Source organism: Brevibacillus centrosporus (assembly GCF_046622605.1).
GTDB classification, from domain to species: Bacteria; Bacillota; Bacilli; order Brevibacillales; family Brevibacillaceae; genus Brevibacillus; species Brevibacillus centrosporus.
This window is the reverse complement of sequence record NZ_CP176856.1, coordinates 1-10,000: the sequence shown is the minus strand read 5'-3', so window position 1 is coordinate 10,000 and position 10,000 is coordinate 1. Positions and strand designations below refer to the sequence as shown.

The 10,000-nt window shown below is 49.1% G+C and carries 7 protein-coding genes and 22 tRNA genes (1 of these 29 cut by a window edge); 1 reads left to right on the top strand and 28 read right to left on the bottom strand.

Features of this window, described 5'->3' with window-relative positions; translation table 11 throughout:
• From ACLIN2_RS00145 to ACLIN2_RS00040, 22 genes are all read right to left on the bottom strand, one after another.
• Positions 1-40 (bottom strand) — tRNA-His (locus tag ACLIN2_RS00145); it reaches 36 nt to the left of the window's first position.
• Between the two features lie 22 nt (positions 41-62).
• Positions 63-136 (bottom strand) — tRNA-Trp (locus ACLIN2_RS00140).
• A gap of 1 nt (position 137) precedes the next feature.
• Positions 138-214 (bottom strand) — tRNA-Met (locus tag ACLIN2_RS00135).
• 18 nt (positions 215-232) lie between these two features.
• Positions 233-321 (bottom strand) — tRNA-Ser (locus ACLIN2_RS00130).
• Positions 322-330: 9 nt separating this feature from the next.
• Positions 331-404, bottom strand: a tRNA-Gly gene (locus ACLIN2_RS00125).
• Between the two features lie 7 nt (positions 405-411).
• A tRNA-Leu gene (locus ACLIN2_RS00120) sits at positions 412-493 on the bottom strand.
• Positions 494-511: 18 nt separating this feature from the next.
• Positions 512-588: transfer RNA gene (locus tag ACLIN2_RS00115), tRNA-Pro, on the bottom strand.
• Positions 589-617: 29 nt separating this feature from the next.
• Positions 618-694, bottom strand: a tRNA-Arg gene (locus ACLIN2_RS00110).
• Between the two features lie 3 nt (positions 695-697).
• Positions 698-773, bottom strand: a tRNA-Gly gene (locus tag ACLIN2_RS00105).
• A 27-nt stretch (positions 774-800) separates the two neighbouring features.
• Positions 801-887, bottom strand: a tRNA-Leu gene (locus tag ACLIN2_RS00100).
• An 18-nt stretch (positions 888-905) separates the two neighbouring features.
• Positions 906-981, bottom strand: a tRNA-Lys gene (locus ACLIN2_RS00095).
• A 7-nt stretch (positions 982-988) separates the two neighbouring features.
• Positions 989-1,063: transfer RNA gene (locus ACLIN2_RS00090), tRNA-Gln, on the bottom strand.
• A gap of 17 nt (positions 1,064-1,080) precedes the next feature.
• A tRNA-Tyr gene (locus ACLIN2_RS00085) sits at positions 1,081-1,165 on the bottom strand.
• Between the two features lie 68 nt (positions 1,166-1,233).
• Positions 1,234-1,309, bottom strand: a tRNA-Thr gene (locus ACLIN2_RS00080).
• 17 nt (positions 1,310-1,326) lie between these two features.
• A tRNA-Phe gene (locus ACLIN2_RS00075) sits at positions 1,327-1,402 on the bottom strand.
• Positions 1,403-1,453: 51 nt separating this feature from the next.
• Positions 1,454-1,530: transfer RNA gene (locus ACLIN2_RS00070), tRNA-Asp, on the bottom strand.
• Positions 1,531-1,557: 27 nt separating this feature from the next.
• Positions 1,558-1,633, bottom strand: a tRNA-Val gene (locus tag ACLIN2_RS00065).
• Positions 1,634-1,710: 77 nt separating this feature from the next.
• Positions 1,711-1,784: transfer RNA gene (locus tag ACLIN2_RS00060), tRNA-Glu, on the bottom strand.
• Positions 1,785-1,798: 14 nt separating this feature from the next.
• Positions 1,799-1,874: transfer RNA gene (locus tag ACLIN2_RS00055), tRNA-Thr, on the bottom strand.
• Between the two features lie 5 nt (positions 1,875-1,879).
• A tRNA-Asn gene (locus ACLIN2_RS00050) sits at positions 1,880-1,955 on the bottom strand.
• Between the two features lie 38 nt (positions 1,956-1,993).
• A tRNA-Ala gene (locus ACLIN2_RS00045) sits at positions 1,994-2,069 on the bottom strand.
• Positions 2,070-2,083: 14 nt separating this feature from the next.
• A tRNA-Ile gene (locus ACLIN2_RS00040) sits at positions 2,084-2,160 on the bottom strand.
• Between the two features lie 583 nt (positions 2,161-2,743).
• Here ACLIN2_RS00040 and ACLIN2_RS00035 point away from each other — a divergent pair.
• Positions 2,744-3,622, top strand: a complete 879-nt coding sequence (locus tag ACLIN2_RS00035; protein WP_411502984.1) for a hypothetical protein — start codon at positions 2,744-2,746, stop codon at positions 3,620-3,622.
• 52 nt (positions 3,623-3,674) lie between these two features.
• Here the strand turns inward: ACLIN2_RS00035 and gyrB are convergent, their stop codons facing one another.
• The 6 genes from gyrB to dnaA form a co-directional block, all read right to left on the bottom strand.
• A complete protein-coding gene (gyrB, locus tag ACLIN2_RS00030) occupies positions 3,675-5,597 on the bottom strand; it encodes a DNA topoisomerase (ATP-hydrolyzing) subunit B (protein ID WP_092271082.1) in 1,923 nt (640 codons plus the stop codon).
• 3 nt (positions 5,598-5,600) lie between these two features.
• Positions 5,601-5,885 carry an extracellular matrix regulator RemB gene (gene remB / locus ACLIN2_RS00025; RefSeq protein ID WP_092271085.1) on the bottom strand — a complete coding sequence of 95 codons (285 nt, stop codon included), beginning with the start codon at positions 5,883-5,885 and terminating at the stop codon, positions 5,601-5,603.
• Between the two features lie 10 nt (positions 5,886-5,895).
• Positions 5,896-7,014: a DNA replication/repair protein RecF gene (gene recF, locus ACLIN2_RS00020; RefSeq protein WP_411502983.1), complete on the bottom strand. Its 1,119-nt coding sequence runs from the start codon at positions 7,012-7,014 to the stop codon at positions 5,896-5,898.
• A gap of 16 nt (positions 7,015-7,030) precedes the next feature.
• On the bottom strand, positions 7,031-7,246 hold the full coding sequence (gene yaaA, locus ACLIN2_RS00015) for a S4 domain-containing protein YaaA (protein ID WP_092271091.1): 216 nt from the start codon (positions 7,244-7,246) through the stop codon (positions 7,031-7,033).
• A gap of 49 nt (positions 7,247-7,295) precedes the next feature.
• Positions 7,296-8,435 (bottom strand): DNA polymerase III subunit beta, encoded by a 1,140-nt coding sequence (gene dnaN, locus ACLIN2_RS00010; protein WP_122926436.1) that lies wholly within the window; start codon positions 8,433-8,435, stop codon positions 7,296-7,298.
• A gap of 203 nt (positions 8,436-8,638) precedes the next feature.
• Entirely contained in the window at positions 8,639-10,000 is a 1,362-nt protein-coding gene (gene dnaA / locus ACLIN2_RS00005; protein ID WP_122960434.1) for a chromosomal replication initiator protein DnaA, read from the bottom strand.

Here is a 10,000-nt window from a genome sequence, read left to right as displayed (position 1 = left end):
GAGCCACAATCCGGTGCGTTAACCCCTTCGCCACGACCGCCATAATGAGTATAAGAATTCTTTGGCAGGGGCAGTAGGAATTGAACCCACACCAAAGGTTTTGGAGACCTTCGTTCTACCTTTAAACTATGCCCCTATGGTAGCGGTGGAGGGAATCGAACCCCCGACCTTTCGGGTATGAACCGAACGCTCTAACCAGCTGAGCTACGCCGCCACAATATTATAGGCTAAATGGCGGAGGGAGCAGGATTCGAACCCGCGTGAGCTTTCACTCTAACGGTTTTCAAGACCGCCCCGTTATGACCACTTCGGTATCCCTCCGCAAAAAAATGGAGCGGGTGATGGGAATCGAACCCACGCGACCAGCTTGGAAGGCTGGAGTTCTACCATTGAACTACACCCGCAAGAATATGGTGCCGGTGAAGGGACTTGAACCCCCACGGTTTCCCTCACGATTTTGAGTCGCGCGCGTCTGCCATTCCGCCACACCGGCTTATCAAGTTGTAAAACATGGTCGGGAAGACAGGATTCGAACCTGCGACCCCTTGGTCCCAAGCCAAGTACTCTACCAAGCTGAGCTACTTCCCGACTATATCCTTTTCACTTTGAATGAAAAGTGGCGTGCCCTGAGAGATTCGAACTCCCGACCTTTTGATTCGTAGTCAAACGCTCTATCCAGCTGAGCTAAGGGCACATATGGAGCGGACGAAGGGTCTCGAACCCTCGACCTTCGCCTTGGCAAGGCGACGCTCTACCAATTGAGCTACGTCCGCATGTGATTTGTAGTTATTGAGGTTGTTTGGTGCGGTCGAGAGGACTTGAACCTCCACGGTGTTGCCACCACTAGAACCTGAATCTAGCGCGTCTGCCAATTCCGCCACGACCGCATGTGAAGTTGTGAAAACTGGTGAGCCATGAAGGACTCGAACCTTCGACCCTCTGATTAAAAGTCAGATGCTCTACCAACTGAGCTAATGGCTCATGCAAATGGCTGGGGTACTAGGATTTGAACCTAGGAATGACGGAGTCAAAGTCCGTTGCCTTACCGCTTGGCTATACCCCAACAGCCAAGTATAAAACTGGTGGGGAGAGACGGATTCGAACCGCCGAACCCAGAGGGAGCAGATTTACAGTCTGCCGCGTTTAGCCACTTCGCTATCTCCCCAGCTTGTCCTTGTAAAAGGTTACCCATACGCTGTCAATGCCATTCGGACATTTTCAGCTTGTGTAAGGTGGTGCCGGCAATAGGACTTGAACCCACAACCCCCTGATTACAAGTCAGGTGCTCTACCAATTGAGCTATACCGGCATTTATGAAAGTATAAATGGTGGCTCGGGACGGAATCGAACCGCCGACACGAGGATTTTCAGTCCTCTGCTCTACCGACTGAGCTACCGAGCCTCAAGCATTTGGCAAACACTTGCCGCTCGAGTAAACCAGCCATTTTAGAAATGGCGGAGCTGACGGGACTCGAACCCGCGACCTCCGGTGTGACAGACCGGCGTGAACTCCAACTTCACCACAGCTCCATGTTTGGATGATTTCATTATCAAAAGTGGTGGAGGCTGACGGGATCGAACCGCCGACCCTCTGCTTGTAAGGCAGATGCTCTCCCAGCTGAGCTAAGCCTCCACAATTCCCTACAAAGTAACGGTATGCTCTGCAGCAATTACTTTGCGGGTGCCCCAACATCTAGTGTGGGTAATAGGTGACCCGTAGGGGATTCGAACCCCTGTATGACAGCGTGAAAGGCTGCTGTGTTAAACCGCTTCACCAACGGGCCAAATGTATGTACAATGGTGCTCCCGACAGGAATCGAACCTGCGACCTCTTCCTTACCATGGAAACGCTCTACCGACTGAGCTACAGGAGCGAAGATGGCTCCTCGGGACGGACTCGAACCGCCGACCGATCGGTTAACAGCCGATTGCTCTACCAACTGAGCTACCGAGGAATAATTCGATTTCCAGACCGAAAATCTATGTACAGAAATGGTGGAGCTGAACGGGATCGAACCGATGACCTCCTGCTTGCAAGGCAGGCGCTCTCCCAACTGAGCTACAGCCCCATAACGGGTATAAGTGGTGGGCCTAGGCTGACTCGAACAGCCGACCTCACGCTTATCAGGCGTGCGCTCTAACCAACTGAGCTATAGGCCCGTGTTCCCCTTGGAACTATAATCTAGCATATAATTTTGTTCATTGCAATAGAATTTCTAAAACTTTTTTTCCTGAATTGTAAATCTTTCTATTAAGCTTACCAAGCAGAATTATAAAGGCACTGCCCCTACCTAGGCAAGCAGTGCCAACGTATATAGTGTCACATATTTGCGCTTTTAAACCATCTACTTGGTTGGACGTTTCGTTCATGTTTTGTAACCATGCCACGGGGCCTTATAGAACTGAACGTTCAGTGATCGATGTTAATTCATATGATACCGGCACGCTGCTTTCCTACCACACGATCTGCCTTGGCAACGTCTGAGGAGAAGGCACCGCCTAGTTCAAACGGATGCCGTTTGAACGCTTGAATGACGAGCACAGAACGATTACGAACTGATAGTCTCTACGCAATTTCTCACATTCTTTCCCTTTCACATTCAGACTTTAGTCCGAAGCAGAAATCATTCTCTAGGTAAAGATCGATTTCAACCCCAAGACATTTCCAAACTCTCCCAATCATCCAGTACCTTTAAGACTATAACTAAGGGAATGGGGAACTTACGTGATAAAAGTGGCTCGAATGGATAAGAAAGTGGCCGTTACATTTTTTCAGGGGGAGAAATGGCTGGTCCTCACCGGATTACTCGGTTTCCTATTGGCGGCCGTGTGCGGGATTTGGGTGATGATTTACGGGGCTGTCGTGCTTCCAAAAGGAGATGTGCTGAAAGCATTTTCGTTCGATGCAGCTCTAGGTACTTTCCTGTTGTCCACTGCAGCCATTATGCCATTTACCGCTCTGAGTAACACGAGTAGAGCAGTCTTTCGCTGGTCGTATATTCTCCTCGCGCTGTATGCATACTTTGCGGAAACCGTACAAAATTTTCGAGGTGTAGACCCGAGGTTCGTAAAGGGCGGCACAGATTTTGATGTCTGGGTAGGTTCCATTTTTACTTTTGTTGCTTTACTGCTGGTGCTGTTTTATCTGTTCGCAGCCATTCCGTTTTTCGGCAAAATGGCTTATCGTTTACGTCCTGAACTTATAGTGGGGATTCGCTATGCCATGATTGCCGTTCTCTTTTCCTTTGCAGCAGGAGTCTGGATCTCCTTTAACGCAGGTCGTTACTTCGGCCTGCATGGGAACATTATTTGGCTGCATGGCCTCGGTTTTCATGCTATCCAGGTCATCCCGTTTCTTGCTTGGATGTCGGAGTACACTCGTCTTCACCCTTCCATACGAAAAGGACTGATCCATCTCTCAGGCATCGCATTCCTGTTTGGTTTAATCGCCATTGGGTGGCAAACCTACCTCGGGCTCCCCGTTTTAGAGTGGTCCGTAGCATCTATCCTGGCGTTACTCTGTTTTCTCATCACGTTTGCAGCTGGCTTACTCCTTTTAACGCAAATCAATGCAGTGTTGTGGGTCAAAAAGCAAGCGGAAGCAATATCGCACAGACAATAAATGTGAAAAAGCTTGCCCTCTACTGGGCAAGCTTTTTGTAACTTGAGGCACATTAAATATCGAGGTCACGCACACTAGCCGCAAATTGCTCAATGAACTCTCTGCGAGGCTCTACTTCATCGCCCATCAATGTTTCAAACACACTGTCCGATTCCATGATGTCTTCCAGATTTACTTGCAGGAGAGTGCGCATGGATGGGTCCATCGTTGTCTCCCACAGCTGGTCTGCATTCATCTCACCCAGCCCTTTGTAGCGCTGAATACTTGGCTTTGGAACCGTTTTGAGAGTGGCGAGAACTTCGTCGCGCTGCTGGTCCGTGTAGGCGTAGTGGAGCGTTTTGCCTTGTTTGATGCTATAAAGCGGTGGCTGTGCAATATAAATATAGCCCGCTTCGATCAGTTGTCTCATGTAGCGATAGAAGAACGTCAGTAGGAGCGTGCGAATGTGAGAACCGTCCACGTCGGCATCCGTCATGATGACGACTTTGTGGTAGCGCGCTTTGGAAATGTCAAAGTCCTCGCCTACACCCGTACCGAGTGCCGTAATGATTGCACGGATCTCGTTATTGGCCAAAATTTTGTCCAGACGAGATTTTTCTACGTTCAATACTTTTCCGCGCAATGGCAGAATGGCTTGGAAGTGACGATCACGCCCCATTTTCGCAGATCCGCCCGCAGAGTCACCCTCTACGATGAACAGTTCGGATTCAGATGCATCCTTGGAGGAGCAATCCGCCAATTTACCCGGCAGAGCACTGACTTCCAATGCGCTCTTCCGTCTCGTCATCTCACGTGCTTTACGAGCTGCTTCACGAGCGCGAGAAGCCATCAAGGCTTTCTCAACGACTTTTTTGGCAACGCCAGGATTTTCTTCCATGAAGCTGTTGAAGCGATCGCCAAACACCGACTCGGTAATGCTCCGGGCTTCGGAGTTACCCAGCTTGGTTTTGGTTTGTCCTTCAAACTGCGGCTCCTGAATTTTTACCGAGATGATCGCCGTAATTCCTTCACGCACGTCATCACCGGACAGGTTTGGATCCTTTTCCTTCAGGAAGTTGAACTTGCGGCTGTAGTCGTTAATCACACGAGTCAGCGCTGTTTTAAAGCCAGTCTCGTGCGTACCGCCTTCGTGTGTATTGATATTGTTCGCAAAGGAGTAAATATTGCTGAGGTAGCTGTCGTTGTACTGCAAAGCCACTTCTACCAGCAAACCTTCTTTTTCCCCTTCGCAATAAATGACCTCTTCGTGCAGAGCTCCCCTGTTTTTGTTCAGGTACTGTACGAACTGTACGATACCGCCCTCGTAGTGGAACGATTCTTCCCGCTCCTGCCCAGGACGCGCATCTCTTAGCGTGATTCGCAGACCTTTGTTGAGGAACGCCAGCTCACGAATGCGTTTTTGTAAAATATCGTACTCAAACACGGTCGTTTCGGTAAAGATAGTCGGGTCAGGCTTGAAGGTGACCTTGGTACCCGTCTCTTCTGTTGCGCCTACGATAGCCAAATCCGCTTCCGGCGCACCCATGAGAAAACGCATGTGGTACACGTTGCCGTTTTGCTTGACTTCGACTTCCATCCATTCGGACAGCGCGTTTACTACCGAACTACCAACCCCATGCAAACCACCAGATACCTTGTATCCGCCACCGCCAAACTTACCGCCGGCATGCAAGACAGTCAGAACCGTCTCAACCGTCGATTTTCCGGTCTTTTCATGAATACCCGTAGGAATCCCCCGGCCATTATCGGTTACCGCGATGGAGTTGTCCGGCTGAATGACTACCAAAATATTGTCACAATAACCGGCGAGTGCTTCGTCGATTGCATTGTCGACAATCTCCCATACCAGGTGATGCAAACCGCGGCTACTGGTCGACCCGATATACATCCCGGGACGTTTACGAACAGCCTCCAGCCCTTCCAGTACTTGAATCTGACTGGCATCGTAGTTTGTATCTTTTGTCGCTTGATCCACTAGTTAAGTCAACTCCTCCACTTCAGCTTGTGCAAAGGGAACCTGATCCAAGCTGTCCACGAACTGAGCGCGTCGCTTCAGCGTCAGAGAAGAAATAGGTGAACAGTATATGGCGTCCTGGGTGATCACATAGGATTTTGTTTCTTCCTCGCTATGATCGACTACCGTTTTGCGTTTCTCATTCAAGAAAGCCTTGTTGATTTTCGAGGATTTCATTGTCTGATGATCAAGAATGGAAATGACTTCCTTCGTGCTCACCACAGTATCTCCACCAATGTGTATAAACATTCCTGTTTCCCTACCTTTCCCCCGATATGCTCCCTTCCTTCACGTAGAAACGCGAGGCTTGCTGGAGAACCTGATGCTTTAAGCCTTCCACACCCGTGGTGCTTACAAACGTCTGTACGCGATCCTGGATGGTCTCGAGCAATAAGGTTTGCCGATGTTCATCCAGCTCTGATAAGACATCATCCAACAAAAGAACGGGGTACTCGCCCACTTCTTCTTTAATCAGCTCAATTTCTGCCAATTTGATGGACAGCGCACTGGTGCGTTGCTGCCCCTGCGAACCATACGTTTGCACATCCATGCCGTTCACTTTAAGTGAAAAGTCGTCACGATGTGGCCCGATCAGTGTGCTCCCGCGCATGATTTCCCGGTCGCGCACTTCTTCATAAGCAGCCAGCATGACATCTACTGCCTGTTCAGCTGCCAGTTCTTCTGTGACTGGCGAAGAATTTTCATAATGCAAAGAGAGCGTTTCCCTGCCGTCGGTAATGCCGGTGTGGATTTCGCGTGCCCACGTCTCCAGCTTCCGAATGAACTCAAAACGCTTCTTTAACAATTTTACCGCTAAATCGGCTAATTGGGTATTCCAAATTGCCAGCATTTCCAGAGAGTGGCTTTTTTTCATCGCCAAATCCTTTAAAAGCTGGTTTCGCTGCTGCAATACCTTGTTGTAATTGCTCAAATAATACAGATACGTCGGGGATACCTGGCCAATTTCCATGTCGATGAAACGTCTTCTTTGGGCAGGCGCTCCTTTGACGATAGACAAATCCTCCGGAGCAAACATAACGACATTCAGTGCCCCAACATAAGCACTTAGCTTTTGCTGCTCCATTCCGTTGATTTTGGCCCGCTTTCCTTTGGCTGTCAACTGCAGCTCCAAACGAACAGATCCGTAGCGACGAAGAACATCACTACGGATGGCTGCATAGTTGGCCTCCCATGCAATAAGCTCCTTGTCCCGGGGCGTGCGATGGGATTTGGCCAGGGCGAGTACGTATATGGACTCCAGTACGTTGGTTTTCCCTTGCGCATTGTTGCCAATGAAAAGCTGGATCGGGCCGTCAAACGATAAGGAAAGCGACTCGTAATTACGATAGTTGGTCAGCGAAAGGTTCTTGAGAAACAAGAATCACGCTCTCCTCTCAGCGGCTGACCACCTGATAGCGGCCAAATCCTTCGATCGCCACTTCATCTCCCGGGTACAGCTTGCGTCCGCGTCGATTGTCCAACTCATCGTTGATATGAATGGGAACTTCAGCGAGAAACGCTTTAGCCATGCCTCCCGTGTCAATGACGTCAGCCAGCTTTAAAAATTGCCCCAGGGTAATATATTCGGTCTTGATGGAAACCTCACGCATAGTAGGGCCCCTTTCTTTTACGTAAAAACGTCCTTTTACGAGAAAATTCCTAGTAGGTTCGGACTGGCAGGATCAAATGGAGCATCCAGTCATGGTCAGTCGGACGAATGACAAATGGACTCATCGGGCCGGTAAAGCTCGCTTTGATTTCGCTGCTGTCGATAGCGCGCAACGCATCGATCATGTACTTGGCATTGAAGGAGATCTTCAGTTCTTCTCCGTTCATCGCTTTTGGTGCCAAAATGTCCGTTACTTTCCCGATCTCTGGAGCGTTGGAGGTAATTTCAACAGTGCCATCAGGGAGTGTAACCAGCTTCACCACGTTGGATTTTCCTTCGCGGGAGAGCAAGGAAGCGCGTTCGATGGACTGCAAAAATTCCTTCGTGCTTACCGTAATCTCGGTTTTGCTGCCTTGAGGAATGATCCGGGTCGTGTCCGGGTAAGTTCCCTCCAGCAAGCGGGAGTAGAACAGGATGTGCTTGGATTTCACCAGAATTTGGTTGTCGGCTACGACGATGTCAGCCGGATTTTGCTCGTCATCCAATATTTTTACCAGTTCGTTGCAACTTTTACCTGGTACGACAACGTTGTGGAAGGAAAGATCTTCACGGCATTCCACCATAGCAGTGCGACTGGCCAAGCGATGGCTGTCTGTTGCGACAAAACGCAGCTGGCCTTTTTCCAAAGACCACATCAGACCTGTCAAAATCGGACGCATTTCCGAAGTAGATACACCGAAAACGGTTTGTCGAATCATGGATTTCAGCAGATCACAGGGAACGCTGAATACTTTATCCTCTTCCAGATGCGGCAATTGCGGATATTCATTTGCATCCATGCCGTTGATCGTGAATTCAGCCTGACCGGAACGAATTTGCGTCACCAAGCGATCGTCTACCTTGATGTCAATTTCGTTGCTAGGCAGCTTGCGTACGATTTCGCTGAAAATACGAGCAGTCAAAACGATACTTCCTGGCTGATGGATCGTAACTCCCCATTCACCTGCTTCTTCCAAAGGAATCTGAACCTCGATGGAAATATCAGAGTCACTGGCAGTCAGGGTCAATCCTTCGTCATCTGTTTTTATCTTGATCCCGGTCAAAATAGGAATTGTTGTGCGACTGGATACTGCTTTGCTGACATGTGAAACCGCGTTAGACAGCTTGTCTCGTTGAACGGTGATATGCATCAACGTAAGCCTCCCTCTCTCTAGCCATTTTTTTAAAGCTGTGCATAATGGCTACGCTATTATCATATCTTATTAGGATATATCTTTTTAACAGAAGTAGTAATAGGGCCTGTGGATTTGTGGATATGTGGATCCAACACGTAAAAGAGAGCCTATACACATGTGGGTAAGTTGTGTATAGGCTTTTTACGTTATGCACAGGTTTAATGATTTGCTTTTAGCTTTTCAATGAGCGATTGAATGGTCGTCTGCATTTGCGGATCATTCGCCAGTGCACGAGAGATTTTCTCATGGGCGTGGATCACGGTTGTATGGTCACGTCCACCGAATTCGTCACCGATTTTCGGCAACGACGCATCTGTCAGCTCTCTGGAGAGGTACATCGCGATTTGGCGCGGGAAAGCTACTGTTTTCGTCCGCTTTTTCGCTTTGAAATCCTCCAGCTTGAGGCTGAATGCTTCTCCAACGGCGCGTTGAATATCGATGATGGTGATCACGCGAGGGCGAGAAGACGGAATAATATCTTTCAGTGCTTCTGCTGCCAGCTGCGTATCAATATCGCGATTGATCAAGGATGAGTAAGCAACTACACGGATCAGGGCGCCTTCAAGTTCGCGAATGTTGCTATCGATCTGGTTGGCGATATAAGCCATGACCTCATTGGGAATGTCCAAGTTCTCCGCTTTTGCCTTTTTGCGCAAAATAGCAATCCGCGTTTCCAAATCAGGCGGCTGAATATCGGTAATCAAGCCCCATTCGAAGCGGGAACGCAGTCGGTCCTCCAGTGTCGGGATCTCCTTGGGAGGCCGGTCAGAGGAAATGATGATCTGCTTGCTTTCTTCATGAAGCGCGTTAAATGTATGAAAGAACTCTTCCTGCGTCGATTCTTTGCCTGCCAGAAACTGAATGTCGTCAATCAATAGAACATCTACGCTCCGGTACTTGTTGCGGAACTCTACGGCCTTGTTGTCCCGGATGGAGTTGATGAACTCGTTCGTAAATTTTTCAGACGACAAATAGACAACTTTAGCGGATGGATTGTGCTGGATGACATAATGGCCAATCGCGTGCATCAAGTGAGTCTTACCAAGTCCAACGCCCCCGTAAATAAAGAGGGGATTGTACGCTTTGGCAGGAGCTTCTGCAACAGCAAGGGACGCTGCATGCGCAAAACGGTTTCCTGACCCAATCACGAATGTGTCAAACGTATACTTTGGATTCAATATACTGGGCGGTTGATCGTCTGCTGCTGTGGGCGCGGCTGGTGCCTTCGCCCGTGGGACAGGCTGTTCATCGGCAAATGCGGCATCCGGATTTTGCAGGACGACGAATTTTACCTTCATATTGATACCAGTCACTTCATATAGTGTATCGGTGATCAATTGAGAGTACCTGGTTTCGAGCCAATCTCTGGCGAAGTCGTTCGGGGCCACTACGATCAATGCATCTTCTTCTAATGTAGTAGCCTTGGTCGCCTTCAGCCAGGTATCAAAACTGGGTTTGCTTAGCGATTTTTCTATCTTAGCCAGGACCTTGCGCCATAGCTCGCTAATCGCTGCATCCAA